Raw genomic sequence first — 21,536 nt, forward strand, 5'->3', positions numbered from 1 at the left:
ACCCTGAAGGGATGGGGTGTCGGCGCAGAAGTGGTTGCTCGGCATGTCGGCTGGTCCACAGAACGAGGACGCAGACGAAAGGAACGCGGCGCGGCGGCTCAGAAGAGCGGCAGCTGCGCGGGCGGCGGCGCAGCGGCCCGCCGGCCTCGCGACGTCGTCATCACCGTGGCGGCGAGCCGTGCGCGGTCGGCCGCCTCGTGCGAGAGGGGTATCCCCGGAGCGCCCGCGCTTCCCGCCAACCCGGCGTATCGAGCAGCCCGCGGGTGCGCGTCATCCTCCGCCCCGCCCTCCAGCCGGTAGGCGCGCAACAGCGGCCGCACCCGGCGCGCCAGCCACGTGCGGTAGGCCTTCGGGGCGGTCGCCGAGACCCCCGGGTAGAGCCCGCGGTACGACGACACCAGTTCCGGGCGCTCGCGCGCCAGCCACTGGAGGAACCACTCCTTCGCTCCCGGGCGGAGGTGCAGTGCGCCGTAGACGACCCGCGTCGCACCGGCGTCGCGAATGCGCCCGAGCGCCTCGTCGATCGCCGCGATCGAGTCGGTCAGGTGCGGCAGGATCGGCATGAGGAAGACCGTCACCGCGAATCCGGCGTCCACGGCCGCCCGCACGGTGTCGAGCCGTGCGGCGGCGCTCGGAGTCCCCGGCTCGAGAGCCGCCTGCAGTGCATCGTCGAAGACGGCGATCGACATCGCCAGCGTGACCGGAACGGATGCTGCGGCCTCCGCCAGCAGCGGAAGGTCACGTCGGAGCAGCGTGCCCTTCGTGAGGATCGAGAACGGGGTCCCCGAGGCGGTCAGGGCGTCGACGATGCCGGGCATGAGCCGGTAGCGGCCTTCGGCTCGCTGGTACGGGTCGGTGTTCGTGCCGAGCTGCACCGGGTCGCGCAGCCAGGTCGGCTTGGCGAGCTCGCGACGCAGCACCTCGACCGCATTGATCTTGACGACGATCTGCGAGTCGAAGTCCTTGCCCGCATCGAGTTCGAGGTACTCGTGGGTTCCCCGGGCGAAGCAATTGTGGCTGACCACGCCGTTGGCGATGAAGTCTCCCGTCTCGGTCGTGATGTCCACCATGTCGATGATCTCGCCGAGATCCTCGATCGAGACGACTCTCAAATCGGCAGCGGACTTGACGGCCTCCCCCTCGATCGACGTCTTGCGTGAGATTGCTGGTTGAACGAGAGAGAAGAAGCGCTGACGCTCGGGGAGTCCGCCGAGCAGTCGGACGTTCGCGACACCGTTAAATCTCGGTGCTTCCTCGATGAAGCGGAAACCGTAAGACGCGAGCGCAGCGCAGGTCGTGTCGAGCATTCGACGGTCAGCGTTAGCGACGCGCCACACCCCGCCGCTGCAGCTTCCCTCGGCGTCGAAGATCCCTGCCAGGAATCCCCTCGACCACTCCGGGTGGGGGAGGCGCGGCCACTCGATGAGATCAGTGATAGCCAGGTAGTCGTCCCGTCGCGAGGTATGAATCGCGGTTATCTCCCGACGGGTGGATGTCGCAGCTGCGAAAGCGCGGGTGGTCGTCGCCACCCCCTCGGCTGCGAGGTAAGCGCGCGAGCGATCCAGGGCCTCGATGTCTGCGAGAGCAAGACGGAATCGAAACGCCTCGTAGTCCGTCGTCCTTCCCGTTCGGCGGTAGCGGCGCCGAAGCATCATCCCGTCCCCACGGATCATCCCGCAGAGGTAGCCGCGGCGATACTGTGCGAGGTCCGCGTCGTCCGCCCGCTTCGCGCCTGTCCCGAAGCCCATCAGCTTGTTGTTGGTTGTCAGGAACGGGCGCTGGTCAGGACGATCGGCGGGCATCACGTGCTTCCACCCACGCTCGGTGAGGAAACGGTGGTCGCCGCTCGACACCAGCTCTGTCCCGTCGCCCAGAGTGATCCGGTATGCCCGTTTGCGCGTGAACCAGTGGTGCGACACGGTGGTCCGGACATACCTCCGGTAGCTCCCGTGACGCTTCGTGCCCACCACTACATCCCCGATGCGGACGTCGGCGATGCGGCGACTCGTCCCGTCCGCCATGAGAACTCTGGTGTCGGGATGAAGGCAATAGGAGCACGCATGAGAGCACCCGCGGTAGGGGTTGATCGTCCAGTCGAAGGGCATCGCCGATGACCCCGGCACGCGGTTCAGTGCCGACTTCGCCATGACCTCGTGGAAGGTGATTCCCGCGAACTCGGGCGTGGTCACCGATCGCACCAGCCCGTTGAGGTATTCCAGGCCCGGCAGCGCCGCGGCATCCGCTACGCCCAACTGCTGCCCCTGCCATCGCATGATTCCAGGGGAACACGTCTTCGAATGTCTGTCAAGGCCGGGTGGATATTCATCGAAGACACGCCGCCCGGGCTAGTCAGAGGGTGCGCGTGCGGGAAGAATGAAGGGGTGCAGGCCCCCGTTCCTCACACTCTTCCCCTCACCCGTCGCGAAGCCAGAGAGCGCGCGCGGGTGCACGATGCTGCGCCCGCGCGGGCAGGCGAGGCGGTGCCGGCGCGGGCAGACGAGGCTATGCGCGCGCGGGCAGACGAGGTGCCGGCGCGGGTAGGCGACGTTCCGCGAGCGCGGCCAGATGAGGCGCTGCCGGCGCGGGCGCGCGAGGCTCTGCGCGCGCCGAGAGACAAGACGCAGCCGACACGGCGCGACCAGGCTGCGCTGACGCGGCGCGCATCATCCCTCGGCGGCCCGGGCGTTCCGCTGGCCCAGCATGCGCGCCGGCGACGCCGGCGCTGGCCGTCGGTGCCCGTCGCCGCGGCTCTCGTGGCGGTGTTCGTCCTCGGCTCCAGCGCGAGCGTCACCGCTGCCGTCACCCGCCTCACCCCCGAGGCGCCACCCCCTGCGGTCGCCGCGCCCGAGCCATCCGAGTCCCCCGTTCCCCTCAGCGCCTTCATCGAGCCGGCGACCGCCGACCCCGCACCACCGCCGCTCGCGCCGGTGCCGGCGACAGACCTGCCCGTCGTCGAACAGCAGGTCGCCGGCCAGGATCTCTGCGCCGACCCCGCGGTGACCTCCGCCCTCGCCGCGCAGGACGAGGCAGCCGTGATCGCCGCCGTCGGCGGCATCGACCCGTTCCGTCAGACGGTCGTCACCGGCACCGCGCCGTGCCTCCGCCTCGATGACCCCAACCTCAGCTGGGTGGTGGTCAACAAGATCCGCCCCTTCGCTCCGATCGACTGGGCTCCCGGCTCGGTCGTGTTCCCCGAGGGCGTCCGCAACCTCGGCGAGGGAGCGCTGGCGCCGGAAGCGGCTGCTGCCCTCACGGCGATGGTGTCGGCGGCCGCCGCCGCGGGCGTCGGCGAGATCGGGCTTCAGAGCGCCTACCGGTCCTACACCACGCAGCAGACCTCATACAGCGTGCAGGTCGCTGACCGCGGCGTCGAGGGCGCCGACCTCGTCAGCGCCCGGCCCGGTCACAGCGAGCATCAGTCGGGTCTGGCGGCCGACGTCGTCCCCTGCGCGGACGGATCGTGCGGCACGCTCGACGACCTCGCCGCAACGCCGCAGGGCGCGTGGGTGGCCGAGCACGCGTGGGAGTTCGGCTGGATCGTCCGGTACCAGGAGGGGCGGACGGATGTCACGGGCTACGCCCCCGAGCCCTGGCACCTCCGGTACGTCGGCCCCGAGATCGCCGCCGCGATGCGCGAGGGCGGGTACACCACGCTCGAGGAGTTCTTCGCCCTCCCGGCCGCTCCGACCTACGCGCCCGCGGGCTGACGCCGCATCGTCCGTCGCCGGCCGGTCCGCGGCATCCATTCGGTCGTGAAACTGAGTACCCTTGCTCGTGACACTGAGGGTCGGCGTGACCCGCACTCGACGACGAGAGAGGGAGGCCGCTCATGGAGCGCGACATCTACGACGAGGACCACGAGGCGTTCCGCGACGTCGTCCGGGAGTTCTGCAAGCGCTACGTCACCAACGCCGCACGCGAGAAGTGGGATGCCGACGGGCAGATCGATCGCGAGACGCTGCGCGCCGCGGGTGACGCCGGTGTCATGGGCCTGTCCGTTCCCGAGGAGTACGGCGGCGCCGGGATGCTGCAGGACTACCGTTTCCGCGCGATCGTCAACGAAGAGGTCATCGCCGCCGGTGCCGGGTCGCTCGCCGGAGCGCTGGGCATCCAGGACGACCTCGCCGTGCCCTACCTCGTGCACATGGGCACCGACGCGCAGAAGCAGAAGTGGCTGCCAGGCATGGCCACCGGCGATATCATCGGCGCCCTCGCCATGAGCGAGCCCGGCGCCGGCAGCGACCTGCGCGGCATCTCGACCACGGCGAAGAAGCTCGACGGCGGGTACATCGTCAACGGTGCGAAGACGTTCATCTCCAGCGGCGCGAGCGCCGACGTCGTGGTCACCTTCGTCAAGACGGGGGAGGGAAATCGCCCCGAGGCATTCAGTCTGCTGCTGATCGAGACCTCGTCGGAGGGCTTCGACCACGGTAAGAAGCTGCAGAAGATGGGCTTCCACGGGCACGACACCGCCGAGCTGTCGTTCACCGACGTGTTCGTCCCCGAGGAGAACCTCATCAGCGGCACGGAGGGTCAGGGCTTCATTCAGCTCATGATGAACCTGCCGCTCGAGCGCCTGTCGATCGGCGTCGCGGGCGCGGCGGCGGCTCAGGCGGCCCTGGACTGGACGCTCGACTACACCCGCAGCCGTGAGGCGTTCGGACAGCGGATCATCGACTTCCAGAACTCCCGCTTCCAGATGGCGGATGTCGCCACCACCGTCGACGCCCTGTGGGCCTACATCGACCGCGCCCTGCTCGCGTACCGCGACGGCAAGCTCAGCGCCGAAGAGGCCGCGAAGGTGAAGTTCTGGGCGACCGAGCGCGAGTGGGACGTGCTCGACGCCTGCGTGCAGCTGCACGGCGGATACGGCTACATCACCGAGTACCCCATCGCCCGGGCGTTCCTCGACGCGCGCGTGCACCGCATCTACGGCGGGACGAACGAGATCATGCGCGAGATCGTGGGACGTCAGCTCGCCGGAAAGCGCTGAGCCGCGGCATCCCTTCTCGGCACCACGCGGGCGGGCGCGCTTGGATCGGGCCCGCCCGCCCACCTTGCCGCGGGGCTGCCCGCCCGCGGGCGCCTCGCCCGCACGCCCGCCCGCACCACTCGCGCGTCACAGAATCGCGTCAATGTCACAGAATCCGAGCGGAAAGCTGTGACGTACGCGTGATTCTGTGACCGACGTTGAGGGCCCGCAGCGGCGGGGCCGCGGGGCGAGCCCGAGGGGCGGGGCCGCACGGGGTCGTCGGGCGCGGGGCCGGGGGGCCACGGGGCCAGCCCGAGGGGCGGGGCCGCACGGGGTCGTCGGGCGCGGGGCCCGCGGGGTCGGGGGCGGGGTACGCCGCGGCCGGCGCGGGTGTCAGCGCGGGAGGAACACGGCGAAGAGCGCCGCGCTGACCATCCAGAACGCCAGCGTGAACACCGTGTCGCGTGCGCGCCACGGCACGAGGTGCCGCTCGGTGCGGTCGGGGTAGGCGCCGAAGGCGCGGGAGTCCATCGCCAGCGCCACCCGCTCCGCGTGCCGGATCGCTCCGGCCAGGAGCGGGACGACGTATCCGATCCACCGGCGGGTTGCAGCGATCGGCCCCCGTCCGCCGTGCGCCCCGCGCACCCGGTGCGCCTGGCGTATCACCTCCAGCTCGTAGCCGAACCGCGGCACGAAGCGGAACGCCGCGAGCGCGGTGTATCCGATGCGGTACGGCACGCGCAGCTGCTGCACCATCGCGCGGACGAGGTCGGGGCCGGTGACCGAGAGGCCGGCGATGAGCGCGAGCGACACGATCGCCGCGATCCGAAGGCCGGTGGCGGCCCCCACCTCCAGGGCGCCGCCGTACAGGGTCCAGTCGCCGACCCGCCACACCGCGACGCTCTGATCGACGCGCTCGGGGTCGGTCCAGAGGGCGAAACTCAGCGCCAGCACGGCGGCGAAGGCCGGGATCGCGAGGAGGAAGCCGACAAGACGCGGCGTGAAGCGCACCCCCACGAGCAGCACCGCGTACGCCAGCGCGAGGAAGGCGGCCGGGGTCGCGGCATCCCGGACGAAGACCAGACCCAGCATGGCCGGCGCCGGCGCGAGAAGCGCGGCGAGCGGGTTGATCCCGTACAGGAAGCGCGCCGGTGACGCGGAGACCCGCTCGGCGTACGGATCGAACCCTCCGCGGGCCGCCTGCGCCGCGGTGACGGGGCCGGTGACCGTCACGGCGCACCGCCGGGAAGGTCGGCCAGGCGCGTGACCCGCTGGAGGGACGGATGCCGCTGGAGCGCCGTCATCGCACGGGTTAGCGGCGGCGCCGCGAGACCGGTGGACTCCAGCAGAGCGAGGTCGGAGAGGATGTCGGCCGTCGAGCCTGCGGCGCGGATGCGTCCGTCGTCGACGACGACGACCCGGTCGGCGTGCTCGGCGACGAGTTGCATGTCGTGCGAGACGACGAGGACCGTGGTGCCGGCGGCGTTGAGGTCGGCCAGCAGCGCGAGGAGCTCGTCGGCGCGGGCGCGATCCTGTCCGAAGGTCGGCTCGTCGAGGGCGAGGACCGGAGCGCCCGTCACGAGCGCCGTCCCGACCGAGAGGCGGCGCTTCTGTCCGCCCGAGAGGAGGAACGGGTGGGTGGCGGCTTTGCCGGTGAGGCCGAAACGGGCGAGGATCTCGGTCGTCCGCGCGTGCACCTCGGCGTCGGGGAGGCGCTGGAGGCGCAGCCCGTGCGCGACCTCGTCGAACACGGTGTGGGTGATGAACTGATGCTCGGGGTTCTGGAAGACGAAGCCCACCCGCCGTGCGAGGGTGCGGATGTCGGTGCGGGCGACATCGGTGCCGCCCACGGTGACGCTGCCCTTCGGGGGACGGATGACGCCGGCGATCGCCTGCAGCAGCGTCGTCTTGCCGGCGCCGTTGGCGCCGACGATCGCGACGAACTCGCCGGCGGCGATCTCGAGGTTGACGCCGTGAAGGATCTCGGTGCCGCCGCGGCGGATCGTCAGGTCGCGCACGGTGACCGCCGGGGTGGCGGCGGGGCGCGCGGCGGCGGCGGCGAGCGCGCGGTCGGGGCGCGGAGATTCGGTCGAGACGCGGACGTCTCGCGCGGGATCGTCCGCGTCTGGGCCGATCGTCCGCTTGTGGAGGGGGGAGGCGGGGTGGAGGGAGGATGCGGGGGCAAGGGCGGATGCGGGGTGTGGGGAGGACGCGAGGAGGGGCGAGGCGGGGAGGGGCGAGGCGGGGAGGGGGGAGGATGTGGGGGCGGGGGAGGATGCGGGGGCAGGGGCAGATGTGGGGTGTGGGGACGACGCGGGGAGAGCGAAGGCGGGGGCGGGAGCGGATGCGGCGGCAGGGAGGGACCCGGGGCGAGGCGAGATCGCCGGGGGAGGCGCCGCGTCGAGTGCGGCGGTGAGTTCGACGGGCGTGAGAGGGAGCGGGTCGAGCGGGTATCCGGCGGCGCGCAGCCGCAGCGCGGCGAGCGTCGACACCGGGAGCCAGACACCCATCGCGTGGAGCTCCCCCGCCCGGGTGCGCAGCACGTCATCAGTCGAGCCCTCGGCGAACAGCCGCCCCTCGGCATCGAGGACGACGACCCGATCGACGAGGCCGACGGCGGCGTCGAGGTTGTGCTCGACGAGGAGGATCGCGCGGTCGCCGGCCGCGACGATGTCAGCCAGCGCGGCATAGACCTCGTCGATCCCCCGCGGGTCGAGGTTCGCGGTCGGTTCGTCGAGCACCAGCAGCGGCGAGCCGAGGGCCAGGGCGCACGCGATCGCCAGCCGCTGTCGGCCGCCGCCCGACAGCCGGTCGGGGTTCTCGCGGCGCCGTTCCCAGAGCCCCACGCGGCGAAGCGCCGCTTCGGCGCGCCCCAGCACCTCGCCGACCGGGAGGCGCAGATTCTCGGGGCCGAACGCGACCTCGTCGAGGAGTGTGCCGGTGACGAGCTGGGCGTCGGGGTCCTGGAAGACCATGCCGACGCGGGTGCTGAGGGTCGACACCGGCGTGCATCGGACGTCGAGGCCGTCGACCTCGAGGCTGCCGACGACGGCGGCGGGGATCGCCTGCGGGATGAGCCCGTTCAGCGCCAGCGTCAACGTCGACTTGCCCGAACCACTGGGCCCGAGAAGCAGCACCACCTCGCCCGGTGCGACGTCGAGCGTCGCGGCGGCGGGGGTCGCCGCATCCGATCCCTCATGGGTGATCGCGACGTCCCGCGCGCGGAGGAGGCGCGGGGCGTCGTCCCGCGCCGTGCGCGGGGCGGCGTGGTCGCGGGGATGGGCGGGCATGGGTCCTCGATGGCTCGGTACCCCCAACTTAGCCTGCCCTAACCTCACCCGACCCGCCGGTGTCTCGACGCCGCGCGAAGGCGCGCGCCTGGTCGACCCGGCGCGCCGGCGCGTCGGCCCGTCCCGGCCCGCCGCGGCAGCAGCGCCCCGCCGCGCCGGGTCGGCGGCGCCGCGCCGCGTCCCGAACTCCTGCACTTTCGACGCCACCCCGCGCAGAACCGCCGGTTTCGCGCCGCGCGCGCCGGAACTGCAGGAGTTGGGGACGCTCGACGGCCGGAGAACCGATTCGAGACGCCCGACAGCCGGAGAGCCGACCGGGACTCGCGCTTTCCCGCGCGAACGGGTAAGCATGAGGAGCCGAAGGGGGAACGGTGACGACGGAGCTGGGCGAGCGGGGCGACTTCGCCGACTTCGACGCGCTCATGCACGACGCCGCGCGGGCGCCCGAGGGGCTGGCCGACGTCGATCCTCGGCGCCGGCGACGGCGGCGGTGGATCGGGTGGACGATCGCCGCGGTGATCCTCGCCCTCGTGGTCGGCACGCCGTCCGCGTACGTGACCTGGGCGCTGACCGCGCCGCTTCCCACCCCCGAGGCCACGTTCACCGAGCCGGCCGTCACGGTGCCCGCAGCCGCGGCGCTGACGCTCCCCGCCCAGGGCTCCTCGGCGATCAGCGTCGCCGGCGCCGACGAGTACCTCGGCGCCGAAGCGGCCGGCATCTGGGCGACGTCCGGCCCGCAGGACCCGGCGCCGATGGCGAGCATTACCAAGCTCATCACCGCCCTCGTCGTGCTCGACGCCCACCCGCTCACAGGCCCGGAGGATCAGGGGCCGACGCTCTGGTTCGACGACGCCGACGAGGATCTCTACGACGCGTACTACGTGCAGGACGTCACGATCGCGCGCATGCCGGCCGGCAGCTCGATGAGCCTCCGCGGCGCCCTCGCGACGATGCTCATCCCGTCGGCCAGCAACTACGCAGACGTGATCTCGACGTGGGCCTTCGGCTCGCGCAGCAGCTTCGTCTCGGCCGCCCGCACCTGGCTCGACGCGCACGGCCTCGCGGGCACGACCGTGGTCGACCCGACCGGCATCAGCTCCCGGAATACGAGCACACCCGCCGACCTCATCGCGCTCGGGAGGATCGCGGCGGCGAACCCCGACATCGTCGCGATCGTCGGCACCCGCTCGGCCACGATCGGCAGCGCCGGCACGGTGCACAACACCAACGGCCTCCTCGGCACGGCCGGCGTCACGGGCATGAAGACCGGCAATCTCGGCGCCGGCACGTTCGCCTTCCTCTACACCTCACGGCTCGACGTCGGCGTCGGCACGCCCCTCACCGTCATCGGCGTGATGCTCGGCGGCGAATCCCGCGACGCGGTCAACGGCGACGTGCTGCGGTTGCTCGGCAGCATCCAGCAGGGCTTCCACGACGTGCCCCTCGTAACAGCCGGACAGGATGTCGGGGAGTACACGACCGTCTGGGGTGCCCAGGCGCGCATGGCGGTCGCGTCGGGTGCCGACATCCGCACCTGGTCGGACACCCCGATCACGGTGACCTCCGACATCCGCGTGCCTGAGACGTACGAAGACGGCGAGGTGATCGGTTCGATCACGTGGACGGCGGGGCCGCGCACCGCGAGCGTCGACGTGGTGATCGAGGGCGACATCGAACCGCCCACCGAGTGGTGGCGGCTGACTCACCCCTCCGAGCTGGGCGGCTGAGAAACCTGCGGGCGGACGCCCGCCCGCCGCAGCGCGCCACCGATGCCGAGCCCGACCGCGGTCCAGGCGATCGGACCGGCGACGAAGAGCGCGACGTAGACGACCTGCTGCCACTCGCGGAACTGCGTCACGTCGGCGGCGAACCAGATCGCCGCGCCGATGACGACACCCACGACGACGGCCGACACGAAGAAGCGCCACGCCTCCCATCGGCGGTACCGGGTGAGGGCGGCGACGCCCTCCTGCAGCAGGCCGATGAGGATCGCCGTGCCGATGTAGCGCCCGATCCACACCGGCACCACTGCGCTCGCCACGAGCGCCGCGATGAGGTGCGTGAGCAGCGCGACCCAGGGCTGGCGCAGCAGCTCCTGCGCGATCACCCCGGGAAGGACATGGATGCCGAGGACGAGGCCGTACAGGATCGGCCAGGTGGCCACGATCACGCCGCTCAGAGCTCCCGCGCCCGCCTGCAGCGCACCCGTCGCCACGCCGATCGCCGCGCACGTCAAAAGCACGCGGGTCGTCAGGGGCGCGGTTCGGGCCACCCCTCCAGCGTAAAGCGGATCTCATCGAGTTCTCATCTGGAATACGTTCTCTGAGTTTCCGCTGTGAGTTACGTTAGCCCGACGTGCGCGCCGCAGATGCCGCGCACACCTCGCTCTACACCATCCTCGTTGGGAGCCTTCTATGGGTCGATCCTCCGTGCGAGCAGCCGCGGTCGTCACACTCGCCGCCCTGTTCACCGGGTCCGCAGCAACCGGCGCCTATGCCGCGACACCCGTGGAGGAGGTGACACCCCCCACCCCCATCGATTCCCCCACCGGCTCGTACATCGTGCTGCTCGAGGAAGAGCCCGTCGCGACGTACGAGGGCGGCGAGGCAGGCCTCGCGCCCACCAAGCCCGACGAGGGACAGAAGCTCGACCCGCAGTCGCAGGCCGTCGAGGAGTACTCGACCTTCCTCGCCGAGAGGCAGCAGGATGTCGCGGCCGAGACCGGCGTCGACCCTGCGGCCACCTACCAGCTGACCCTCAACGGCTTCAGCGCGAAGATGTCGCCCGAGCAGGCGGCGAAGGTCGCCGGCACGGACGGCGTCATCGGGGTCTACCCCGACGAGATCCGCCACCCCGACGCCGTTCCCTCGACCGAGTTCCTCGGTCTCGAGGGCGCCGGGGGCGTCTGGGAGCAGGTCGGCGGTGTGGATGCCGCGGGTGAGGGTGTCGTCGTCGGTGTCATCGACACCGGCATCGCCCCCGAGAACCCCTCGTTCGCCGGCGCTCCGCTCGGTACGACCCCGGGCACGGGAGAGCCGTACCTCGAGGGCAACGAGGTCGTCTTCGACAAGGCCGACGGCACGCAGTTCCGCGCGGAGCGGGTGACCGGCGACGCCTGGGACGAGTCGGCGTACTCCACCAAGCTCATCGGTGCGCGCCACTTCGGTGACGGCGCCGCCGCCGCCGGCTTCACGTTCGAGGCGGAGTTCGTCTCGCCGCGCGACAACGACGGCCACGGCTCGCACACCGCCGGCACCGCCGCCGGCAACGACCAGGTCGCCGCGTCGATCGAGGGCATCGACCTCGGTGCGATCTCGGGTGTCGCCCCCGCCGCGAAGGTCTCGGCCTACAAGGCGTGCTGGGCGGGTCCCGATCCGCTCGTCACCACCGACGACATCTGCGCCCTGAGCGACCTGCTCGACGCGATCGACACCGCGGTGGCCGACGGCGTCGACGTCATCAACTATTCGATCGGCGGCGGCGCAGCATCCTCCACCTGGCAGCCGGACGACATCTCGTTCTTCAATGCCGCCATCGCGGGTGTGTTCGTGTCGGTGAGCGCCGGCAACAGCGGCCCCGACGCCTCGACCGCCGACCACGCCTCGCCCTGGTACGCCACGGTCGCCGCGTCGACGATCCCCACCTGGGAGGGCAGCGTCCAGCTGCCGAACGGCTTCCTCGAAGCGGGTGCCTCGGTCACCGTGCAGGAGGGCGAGGAGGTCACCGGTCCGGTCGTGTACGCCGGTGACATCCCGGCCGCAGGAGCGAACGCCGCTGACGCAGCGCTGTGCTTCCTCGACACCGTCGACCCCGCGCAGGCAGCGGGCAAGATCGTCGTCTGCGACCGCGGAGTGAACGCACGCGTCGAGAAGTCGCAGGAGGTCGCCGCCGCAGGCGGGACCGGCATGATCCTCGTGAACGTCACCCCCGGGTCGCTCGACAACGACTTCCACTCGGTGCCGACCGTGCACCTGGACGCCGCCGCGCGCCCCGCGCTGCTGGATTACGTCCAGAACACCGTCGACCCGACGGCGACCCTCATCGGCGGCAACATCACCGGCAACGAGACGCCGGTGCCGCAGGTGGCGGGCTTCTCCAGCCGCGGCCCCATGCTCGCCGACGGCAGCGATGTGCTGAAGCCCGACATCGCCGCGCCCGGTGTGGCGATCCTCGCGGCGGTCCAGAACGACGCCGACGGCAACCCCGCCTACGGCGTGCTCTCGGGCACCTCGATGGCAGCACCGCACATCGCCGGTCTCGGCGCGCTGTACCTCAGCGAGAACCCGCTGGCCACGCCCGACGAGGTGAAGTCGGCGATGATGACCACCGCCTACGACACCGTGAACGCCGACGGGACCGCCAACACCGACCCGTTCGCGCAGGGAGCCGGTCAGGTCGATGCACGACGCTTCCTCGACCCGGGCCTGCTCTACCTCAACGGCCCGGCCGATTGGGCGGCGTTCGTCGAGGGCGTGGGGAACTCCGACTTCGAGGGTGTCGAGCCCATCGACGGAAGCGACCTGAACCTGGCCTCGATCGCGATCGGCACGCTCTCCAGCGAGCAGACCGTGACCCGCACCCTCACCGCGACGCGCCCCGGCACGTACACGGTGGAGGCGTCGATCCCCGGCGTGAACGTCTCGGTCGAGCCGTCGACGCTCACCTTCGGGGCGGCCGGCGAAAGCCAGTCGTTCTCGGTGACGATCTCCAACGCCTCGGCTCCGGTCGAGCAGTGGGCGACCGGCTTCCTCACCTGGACCGGTGGCGACGGCACCACGGCGCGCTCGCCGCTCGCGGTCCAGCCCGTGACGGCGGATGCTCCGGCGACCGCGTCGGGAGAAGGGATCACCGGCAGCACGGATGTGACCATCACGCCCGGTGTGACCGGCGACCTGGCGCTGAACCTCTCGGGCCTGGCCCCGGTGAGCCTGCTCACCGACCCGGCGAACCCCGTCGACGGACACACCGGAAACGAGAACTCCGGTGACGCGAACGGCGACGTCGCGTGGATCGTCGACGTGGCCGAGGGTGCAACGCTCGCGCAGTGGAAGCTCGACTCGTCGGATGACGAGGGCAGCGACCTCGACCTGTTCGTGTACCGCGTCGTCGCTCCGGACGACCTCCGCTACTACGAGTCGTGGACGTCGGCGACGGCCTCGGCCGATGAGCAGGTGAGCCTGGACAACCCCGAGGCGGGGACCTACCTCGTCGTCGCGAACCTCTACTCGGTGACCGGTCCGCTGACCTGGGACCTCACGTCGGCGGTCGTCACCCCCGGTGGCGCGGGGTCGTTCACCGCGACGCCGAACCCGGTCCCGGTGCAGCAGGGCGTGCCCGCGACCTACACGGTGTCGTGGTCGGGCCTGGAGCCCGGCACCCGCTACCTCGGCGTCGTCGGCTACGGCGACTCGGCGGTGCGGACGGTCGTCGAGGTCGACCCGGGCGCTGCGGCTCCGGTCGCGGTCGAGGCGCCGTCGATCAGCGGAACCCCGAAGATCGGACGCACCCTCACCGCCGACCCCGGCACGTGGGACCCGGCCGACGTGACGGTCGCCTACCAGTGGCTGCGCAACGGTGAGCCGATCGAGGGCGCGACCTCCGACCGATACCGCGTGACCCGTGACGATCAGGGTGCTGCCCTGTCGGTGCGCGTCACCGCGACGGCCGAGGGGAACATCAACCCTGGCACCGCGACGAGCGCCGAGGTGTTCGTCAAGGTGAACTCCGACACGCGGGTGAGCCTCAACCGCTACGTCGGGTCGAGCTCGCAGGAGTTCGTCGCCACCGTCAAGGTCTCGGCCCAGGGTGGCGTGGTCCCCGAGGGTGAGGTGACCCTCTTCGTGGATGCGAAGAAGTACACCGGCACCCTGGTGAACGGCGAGGTCGCCTTCCCGCTGCCCAAGCAGAGCCGCGGCGTGCACGTCGTGGTCGCGCAGTACGGCGGCAGCGACACGGTCGAGAAGTCGACGGGGCTCTCCGGGTTCCTCGTGCTTCGCTGACGCGGCGCTGAACGCGAGCGGCGTCCGGGCTTCGGCTCGGGCGCCGCTGGCGTGTTCGGGTGCTAGACCCGGCGGCGCCGGCGCGTGAGACGCACAGCCGGAAGCGGCGGAGCCGGGATCCACTCGTCGCCGTGGTCGATCACCCGACCGAAGCGCTCGCCGCGTGCCTGCCAGGCCTCGCGCGCCGCCACGACCTCCTCGTGCGAGCGGCCGACGAAGTTCCACCACATGACGATCTCGTCTTCGAACGGCTCGCCTCCGAGGAGGAAGACGGTGGCGTCATCCGCGCTCGACAGCTCCACCTCGTTCCGGTGGGTTCCGAGATACAGCAGGTGGCGGTTGTCGACGGATGCCGCAGGGCGCGGGTCGCCGGATGCCGCAGCGCGGCCGTCCGACTCATCGACCACGTCGAGCACGTCGACCACTCCGGTCAGACCGAGGACGGCATGCTCCCACTCCGGCCGCAGCGGCACGCGGACCCGCGACCCGGCGGGGATGCGGATCTCGGCGCCGACGATGGGCGTGAAGGCGCTCGCCGGCGACGTCACGCCGCCGAGGCTCCCCATCACGACGGTCGCCTCGCCGTCGGCACCGGCCGCCGCCTCCAGACGAAGGGTCGGCAGCGCCTCATGCCGCTCGAAGTCGGGTGCGCCGTTCCGGCGTGAATCGGGGAGCGCGACCCACAGCTGAAGAGCGTCCAGCGCGGTCGGGCCGTCGCCAAGGGAGTACTCCGAGTGCGAGATCCCCGCCCCGCTCGTCATCAGGTTCAGCGCGCCGCGGCGCACCACGACGTCGCTGCCGACCGAGTCGCGGTGGCGCACTTCGCCGACGAGTGGCCACGTCACCGTCTGCAGTCCGATGTGCGGGTGGGGCTCGACCCGCATCGTGGTCTCCTGCGGACCGAACCGATCTAGGAAGCACCATGCTCCGACGAGCGGCAGGTCGCGCTGGGGGAGTGCGCGGTAGACCTCCATCCCTCGCACACCGCCGAGCGGCACCTCGCGCGCCTCGAGCAGCAGGGCCCGAGGTCCGTCGCACTCCACCGCCGCCGACAGCTCGGCGGAGGCGTCCAGCCCTCCGGCTGTCCCCTGAACCGGCGCGTCGAGGCGTGTCATGGCCGGGGTTCCGGCCAGTCGACCTGGAGGTCGGAGACCTCGTGCTTGCCGAGCCACCGGGCGACGAAGGGGCAACGGGGCACCACCGTGACACCGCGCGCCGCGACATCCGCCATCGCCTGTCCGACGAGGGTGCCGCCCAGCCCGCGCCCGGCGAAACCCTCGTCGATCTCGGTGTGGATGAACAGCTCACGACCGCGGGAGTCGGTGATGAACTGCGAGAACCCGCCGAGCGCGTCGCCGACGCGGATCTCGTAGCGGCCGGCCTCGTCGTTGCGGGTGACGGTGATGCTGTCTCTGTCGGTCTCGTCGCTCACGGGCGTCCTTCCGTTGTGCCTCTCAACCTATGCCGCGTCGTGGGCATTCCGCGAGGATGCCCCCGTGCCGCGAGGCGCCATGGGACGCGTGCATCAGGCAGACTCGCTGGATGCCCCTTTCGCTGCTCGACGCCGTCCCGCCGAACGCGGATCCGGACGCGGCGTACGAAGGGTTCGCCTCGTGGGCGGCCGACCGTGGGCTGACCCTCTACCCCGCCCAGGACGAGGCCGTGATCGAGCTGGTGTCGGGCGCCCACGTGATCCTGTCCACTCCCACGGGCACGGGGAAGTCGCTCGTCGCCGTCGCCGCGCACGCGATCGCGCTCTCCCGCGGCGGACGGACGTACTACACCGCGCCGATCAAGGCCCTGGTGAGCGAGAAGTTCTTCGCGCTCGTGGACATCTTCGGCGCAGAGAAGGTCGGCATGGTCACCGGCGACTCCTCGGTGAACCCCGACGCCCCGATCGTGTGCTGCACGGCAGAGATCCTGGCGAACCTGGCCCTGCGTCAAGGGGCGGACGCCGCGGTGGACCAGGTCGTCATGGACGAGTTCCACTACTACGGCGACTCCGACCGCGGCTGGGCATGGCAGGTGCCCCTGCTCCTCCTGCCCGGAGCGCAGTTCGTCCTGATGTCCGCGACACTCGGCGACACCTCCGACATCGCGGCCGATCTTCGCCGGCGGACCGGTCGCGAGGTCGCCGAGATCACCGGGGTCGACCGGCCGGTCCCCCTCGACTACGAGTACTCCCGCTCGCCCGCGCACGAGATCGTCGAGGAGTTGCTGTCGGATCAGAAGGCGCCGATCTACATCGTGCATTTCTCGCAGGCCGCGGCGATGGAGCGGGCGCAGGCGCTGTCGAGCGTGAAGATCGTCTCGCGTGAGCGTCGCGACGAGATCGCGGAGGCGATCGGCGGATTCCGGTTCACCACCGGTTTCGGCAAGACGCTCTCGCGCCTCGTGCGCGCGGGTATCGGCGTTCACCACGCCGGGATGCTGCCGCGATACCGACGACTCGTCGAAACCCTCGCGCAGCGCGGGCTGCTCCGCGTCATCTGCGGCACCGACACTCTCGGCGTCGGCATCAACGTGCCGATCCGCACGGTCGTGCTCACCGCGCTCACGAAGTACGACGGGCAGCGGATGCGGCACCTCACGGCCCGCGAGTTCCACCAGATCGCCGGTCGCGCGGGCCGGGCCGGGTACGACACCGCCGGCACCGTGGTCGTGATGGCGCCCGAGCACGAGATCGAGAACGCGGCGGCCATCGCCAAGGCCGGGTCCGATCCGAAGAAGCAGCGCAAGGTCGTGCGCAAGAAGGCTCCCCAGGGTTTCGTCAACTGGGGCGAGGCGTCGTTCGAACGGCTCGTCGCCGCCGAACCCGAACCGCTCGTCCCGCACCTGCAGCTGACCGCGGCGATGCTCATCAACGTCATCGCCCGACGCGGCGATGTGTTCGCGCACGTGCGCAGCCTCGTCTTCGACAACCATGAACCGCGCCTTCGCCAGCTCGCGCTCGCTCGTCGCGCCCTCGCCATCTTCCGCACCCTCGTCGTGGCCGGTGTCGTCGTGGTGGAACGGCCGAGCGGCGCCATCCGGCTCACCGTGGATCTGCAGCCGAACTTCGCCCTGAACCAGCCGCTGTCTCCCTTCGCGCTGGCGGCGATCGAGGTGCTCGACCCCTCGGTGGAGCGCGGTCGGACGCCGGGTGCGGATGCAACCGACGCCGACCGCGACGAGGCGGCCCGCACCGCAGGAACCGGTCACTACGCCCTCGACGTCGTCAGCGTGATCGAGGCCACCCTCGACGATCCGCGGCCGATCCTCTCTCAGCAGGAGTTCCGCGCCCGCGGCGAAGCCGTGGCGGCGATGAAACGCGAGGGAATGGAGTACGACGACCGGATGGCGGCGCTGGAGGAGATCACCTACCCGAAGCCGCTCGCCGAGTTGCTGGAGCAGACCTTCGAGGTGTTCGCCTCCAGCCAGCCGTGGGTGCGGGACTTCGCGCTGTCGCCGAAGTCGGTCGTCCGCGACATGTTCGAGCGGGCGCTGTCGTTCGCCGAGTTCGTCTCCTTCTACCAGCTCGGCCGCAGCGAAGGTCTCGTGCTCCGATACCTCAGCGATGCGTACCGGGCGATCCGCCAGACCGTGCCGGCCGAAGCCCGGACCCCGGATCTCCTCGACCTCATCGAATGGCTCGGTGAGCTGGTGCGTCAGGTGGATTCGAGTCTCGTCGACGAGTGGGAGGCGCTGATCAACCCTGTGGTCGATCCGGAGGCGCCGGTCGTTCCACCGGCTCCGCCGTCCATCCTCACCAACCGCCGGGCGTTCGGGGTGCTCGTGCGGAACGAGCTGTTCCGTCGTGTGCAGCTGGCCGCGTTGCAGCGCGACGACGAGCTCGTCGCACTCGATCCCGAGGTGGATTGGCCCGCCGCGCTCGACGACTACTTCGACGAGCACGACGAGATCCTCACCGGCGGATCGGCCCGCTCGTCGGCGCTCATCACGATCGACGAGACCGACGCCGCCGAGGGGCGCTGGATCGTCGAGCAGACGATCGACGATCCGGCCGGCAACCATGATTGGCGCATCCGTGCCGAGGTCGACCTCGAGGCATCCGTCGCCGAGGGCACCGCGGTCGTTCGGGTCACCGAGGTCCTGCGCCTCTGACCGCGTTCGATCTTCATGCGCTCCACTCGCCGGGCCGGGGCTGTATCTCGGGAGTGTTCGCATTGCACACCTCGCACGGGAATTCGCCGCCCTCGTCGTCGTAGATCAGCTCAAGCAGTGGGACGGGCGCAACGTCGGGGCGCGGGTAGTGGCGGTTGGCGGTGAAAGCGATCTCAGCGGGCTCGGCAATGGTTTCGACCCCGACGACGACGCTCGGAATGCACCTTCCCGGCGCGGGGAGTCGCCGTGTAGGGTGCGGAGATGCGGTTCCGAAGGACGGTGCTCCTGTCGTCAGCTTGCATCCTGATCCTTTCGGGTTGCTCCTCACTTACGCTTCCGGAGTTCGAAACGGTGCAGACCGACCGTGATGTTGTCCCTGACGCTGATTCGCAAGACATCGATGCTGACAGCACCCGGTTCGTCGGCGAAGTCGAGGGGGCCGATTTCTACCTTGCTCGCGGGAGCAACGACACGCTGTGCCTGATCCAAATCCGCAATGGCGAATGGGAGCAGACGAGCTGTGGGGCAGGCATGGGAATCGGAGTCACGCTGCTGACCGGCACCCGCATCGAAGCGGGCATGTTCAGATTCCGTCCCGAGGAAGTTGAGGATGGAGAACGCACGCCGCTGAGCGACAGCGTGACCGTAGTCGACTTCCCTTGACAGGCCGGTACTGCCGGCGCCCTCGGATCAAGCGAGCGACGGGTCAGCCTCTGTGAGCGCACGCACGCGCCGACCGAGCGTCTGGTGATGACAACCCGCGGCGATCACTCGGCGTCGCTGCGGCCTTCGCTACGGTCGACTGCATGACCCATAGGACCGGGGTATTGGATGATTCCGGATGGCATACCTGGGCTCGCGATCTCGTCCCTGCCTCTCACCGGGACTTGCCGATGCTGCGCGTTTACCTGCCCTTCATTGACGTTGACGGCAGCTTCGTCCGCTGGTCGCAGTACGTCGATGTCGAGGAGAACTCCGCGTCGTTGAGCTGGTTCGAAGCGACCCGTCACCTCGTGGCGGAGCATCCCGGGATTGACGACCTGGTCTCGTGCATGGGTCAGCCGGACGAATCCACCGCGCAAGCGCTCCGCGACGTCATCGGTGACTTGCAGATGCGGCGCCTCCGGCGGGTGGGATACGGCGAGGTGCCCACCGCCCCTTCCGTTCGCGTGCACGGAGAGGACTACTTGGAAGCCGATCTCGTCCCCGCCGATATCGCGGCGGAGCGACGCATCCCGGAGTTCGCGTGGGACGCAGACCGGCGGTTGGCATGGGGCAGCCGCCTCTACCCCGATTCCCTCATCATCGCCGCAGAGCTGTCGAGCTTCAGGCGGCTCCGCAACGACCCACGCCTGGACTCTTCATCGATCAGGGTGGAACGAGACCAGCTGCCTCCAATCAGCGGCGACTGAACCCTTACCACCCGACGTGTCTTCAGCCCCAAGGGACCGCTGATGAATCACCTAGCGATCTTTACGCCGGCGCGCACTAAAGCCGGCGCGCGATGATCGCAGCGTGCGGTTTCGGCGACGACGCAAGCGATCCAGTTCGTGTGTGCGTTTCGAGGATCTCGAAGCCGGCGTTGACGAGGCGGCCGCGGAGGGCTTCGGAGGGCCAGCGGAATGCCCTGACGACGGCATGATCGAACTCTTCGATCGCCTCACCGAGGAAGAACCCGACAAGCAAGCTGCCGCCGGGGCGAAGGACTCGCGTGATCTCCGCCAAGGGCCGGGCGATATCGTTGGGATCGTGGTGGATGAGTGAGTACCACGCGAGCACTCCTCCGAACGCAGCGTTCGGGTATGGCATCGCGTCGATGTCGCCGACCTTGAACGGCGTCCCGGGATGGACCTCGCGAGCGTGATGGACGAAGGTTGAAACCCGATCGATGCCGCAGGCGTCGACCCCTGCCGCTGTGAGATGCCCTGTCCAGTGACCGGGCCCGCAACCGGCGTCGAGCACGATCCCGTCGCATTGCCTCGCCCAGGAGGTGATCAGATGCACGTCCGCATGGTGCATCGTCGTCATCGAACCGAGTTGGTCGCTGTACTCGGCTGCTCTTCGGGAGTATGCGCTCACCACGTCAGACACGGCTCGACACTATCCGGACGGCCGTGGGAACTCGTCCTCAAGCAGTTCACGCACCGCGGACGGGGGCTATCTGCGATCGGATGCCCGTACAGCGATCTGTCGCATATCCCTTGGCTTGCGCGACGCGCCGTGTCGCTCTCGGGAGCCCTCCGAGGGTGGACGTGTCGGCGGCGGACTTAGCTGAAGGCGAAGAGGTAATGATCCTGAGCTACCGCGAACGCCGAGAAGAATGCCGCGCCGCCCACGACAGCGGTCGTCGCGAATGTTAGGGCCCCCCAGCCCAGTCTTTTCGTCGTCGACCGCACCTTCGAGATGATGGCGACCGCGACCGCTCCCGTCAAGGCAAGAGCAACAGCGCCCCAAGCGAGATATCCGCCCGTGTAGTACACCGCTTCCTCAGCTGGCGTCGCAGGCCACGGGATGTCGCCTTGGACGGTTCCGAGTAGGAAACCGCCGATAGCGAGCAGGAGCGCGGGAACCGCGACCGACACGACGATCGGTAACCATGGGCCACGAACTCGACCAAGTGCTGCGCTGTCGGCGGTCAGAGTCTGATTTTGGACACTGCTCATTGCGTCATCCTCACAGCCTCCCGCCCGGATCACGAGGAATGTCCAGCCAATACCCGGCCGGCGCCGGAAAGACAATGCCCGCTCGCCCCCCTCACTCATTCGGCGGGACGTCGTTGGGATCATGCCGCGGTGTGTTGTCGCCAGCGCGAGCCGCTCGGACGATAGGCGCGACCGTCGTGGCGAGCCTTGGACGCAACCAGGGTGCACGCGTTCGGGGTGGTCGCGGCAGCCCGACGCGGCTGCGGATGGTGCGGAGGGTCAGTGCCCGCCGATAGCGGCGCTGCCCCCGTGACGCCGTTGATCGGTGGGAGGCATGTGCGGGACGGAGGGCGGCTCGGACCCCGCTCGGCGAGCCTGGCGGGTCTCGTAGGTCTCGGCCTGCGGCCGGAACCAACGAATGATGCGCTGCCACAGGGACGGGTTCTTCGCTGCCATCTCGTCCGCCTTTTCTTTCCCGGAGTGTACGCGCCGCCCTCGGCAGCGTGGGTCGAACGCCCCGACGCCGATC

General features: G+C 70.3%; 15 protein-coding genes. 7 read left to right on the forward strand and 8 right to left on the reverse strand.

What is annotated here, in order from left to right:
* Positions 1-98: 98 nt before the first annotated feature.
* Positions 99-2,273 carry an intein-containing Rv2578c family radical SAM protein gene (locus HDC37_RS15525; RefSeq protein WP_179561274.1) on the reverse strand — a complete coding sequence of 725 codons (2,175 nt, stop codon included), beginning with the start codon at positions 2,271-2,273 and terminating at the stop codon, positions 99-101.
* A 108-nt stretch (positions 2,274-2,381) separates the two neighbouring features.
* Here HDC37_RS15525 and HDC37_RS15530 point away from each other — a divergent pair, with 108 nt between their 5' ends.
* Together HDC37_RS15530 and HDC37_RS15535 are read left to right on the forward strand one after the other, a co-directional pair.
* A complete protein-coding gene (locus tag HDC37_RS15530; RefSeq protein WP_179561275.1) occupies positions 2,382-3,707 on the forward strand; it encodes a M15 family metallopeptidase in 1,326 nt (441 codons plus the stop codon).
* 122 nt (positions 3,708-3,829) lie between these two features.
* Positions 3,830-4,993: an acyl-CoA dehydrogenase family protein gene (locus tag HDC37_RS15535; protein WP_179561276.1), complete on the forward strand. Its 1,164-nt coding sequence runs from the start codon at positions 3,830-3,832 to the stop codon at positions 4,991-4,993.
* Positions 4,994-5,365: 372 nt separating this feature from the next.
* Here HDC37_RS15535 and HDC37_RS15540 read toward each other — a convergent pair whose 3' ends face one another.
* Complete coding sequence (locus HDC37_RS15540; RefSeq protein ID WP_179561277.1) at positions 5,366-6,205, reverse strand: energy-coupling factor transporter transmembrane component T; 840 nt, start codon at positions 6,203-6,205, stop codon at positions 5,366-5,368.
* The gene (locus tag HDC37_RS15545; RefSeq protein WP_179561278.1) at positions 6,202-8,262 is read right to left on the reverse strand and encodes an ABC transporter ATP-binding protein; all 2,061 of its coding nucleotides are present in this window, start codon (positions 8,260-8,262) and stop codon (positions 6,202-6,204) included. The genes HDC37_RS15540 and HDC37_RS15545 overlap by 4 nt, the downstream gene beginning before the upstream one ends.
* 371 nt (positions 8,263-8,633) lie before the next feature.
* On the opposite strand from HDC37_RS15545, the gene HDC37_RS15550 reads away from it, so the two are divergent.
* Positions 8,634-9,989, forward strand: a complete 1,356-nt coding sequence (locus tag HDC37_RS15550; protein ID WP_308472249.1) for a D-alanyl-D-alanine carboxypeptidase — start codon at positions 8,634-8,636, stop codon at positions 9,987-9,989.
* On the opposite strand, the gene HDC37_RS15555 is transcribed toward HDC37_RS15550, so the two are convergent.
* Complete coding sequence (locus tag HDC37_RS15555) at positions 9,965-10,534, reverse strand: ECF transporter S component (RefSeq protein WP_179561279.1); 570 nt, start codon at positions 10,532-10,534, stop codon at positions 9,965-9,967. The genes HDC37_RS15550 and HDC37_RS15555 overlap by 25 nt on opposite strands.
* A gap of 142 nt (positions 10,535-10,676) precedes the next feature.
* Here HDC37_RS15555 and HDC37_RS15560 point away from each other — a divergent pair, with 142 nt between their 5' ends.
* Entirely contained in the window at positions 10,677-14,261 is a 3,585-nt protein-coding gene (locus tag HDC37_RS15560) for a S8 family serine peptidase (RefSeq protein ID WP_179561280.1), read from the forward strand.
* 62 nt (positions 14,262-14,323) lie between these two features.
* Here HDC37_RS15560 and HDC37_RS15565 read toward each other — a convergent pair whose 3' ends face one another.
* Complete coding sequence (locus HDC37_RS15565) at positions 14,324-15,376, reverse strand: pirin family protein (protein WP_179561281.1); 1,053 nt, start codon at positions 15,374-15,376, stop codon at positions 14,324-14,326.
* On the reverse strand, positions 15,373-15,693 hold the full coding sequence (locus tag HDC37_RS15570; protein WP_179561282.1) for a GNAT family N-acetyltransferase: 321 nt from the start codon (positions 15,691-15,693) through the stop codon (positions 15,373-15,375). The genes HDC37_RS15565 and HDC37_RS15570 overlap by 4 nt, the downstream gene beginning before the upstream one ends.
* 110 nt (positions 15,694-15,803) lie before the next feature.
* On the opposite strand from HDC37_RS15570, the gene HDC37_RS15575 reads away from it, so the two are divergent.
* From HDC37_RS15575 to HDC37_RS15585, 3 genes are all read left to right on the forward strand, one after another.
* Positions 15,804-18,365: an RNA helicase gene (locus HDC37_RS15575; RefSeq protein WP_179561283.1), complete on the forward strand. Its 2,562-nt coding sequence runs from the start codon at positions 15,804-15,806 to the stop codon at positions 18,363-18,365.
* 261 nt (positions 18,366-18,626) lie between these two features.
* Positions 18,627-19,028, forward strand: a complete 402-nt coding sequence (locus HDC37_RS15580; protein ID WP_179561284.1) for a hypothetical protein — start codon at positions 18,627-18,629, stop codon at positions 19,026-19,028.
* Positions 19,029-19,258: 230 nt separating this feature from the next.
* Positions 19,259-19,777, forward strand: coding sequence for a hypothetical protein (locus tag HDC37_RS15585; RefSeq protein WP_179561285.1), 519 nt, complete (start codon positions 19,259-19,261; stop codon positions 19,775-19,777).
* 76 nt (positions 19,778-19,853) lie between these two features.
* On the opposite strand, the gene HDC37_RS15590 is transcribed toward HDC37_RS15585, so the two are convergent.
* Together HDC37_RS15590 and HDC37_RS15595 are read right to left on the reverse strand one after the other, a co-directional pair.
* Positions 19,854-20,393 (reverse strand): class I SAM-dependent methyltransferase, encoded by a 540-nt coding sequence (locus HDC37_RS15590; RefSeq protein ID WP_218869851.1) that lies wholly within the window; start codon positions 20,391-20,393, stop codon positions 19,854-19,856.
* 239 nt (positions 20,394-20,632) lie between these two features.
* Positions 20,633-21,028 carry a hypothetical protein gene (locus HDC37_RS15595; protein ID WP_179561287.1) on the reverse strand — a complete coding sequence of 132 codons (396 nt, stop codon included), beginning with the start codon at positions 21,026-21,028 and terminating at the stop codon, positions 20,633-20,635.
* Positions 21,029-21,536 lie beyond the last annotated feature (508 nt).

The sequence above is a fragment of the Microbacterium sp. AK009 genome (assembly GCF_013410955.1).
Taxonomy (GTDB): Bacteria; Actinomycetota; Actinomycetes; order Actinomycetales; family Microbacteriaceae; genus Microbacterium.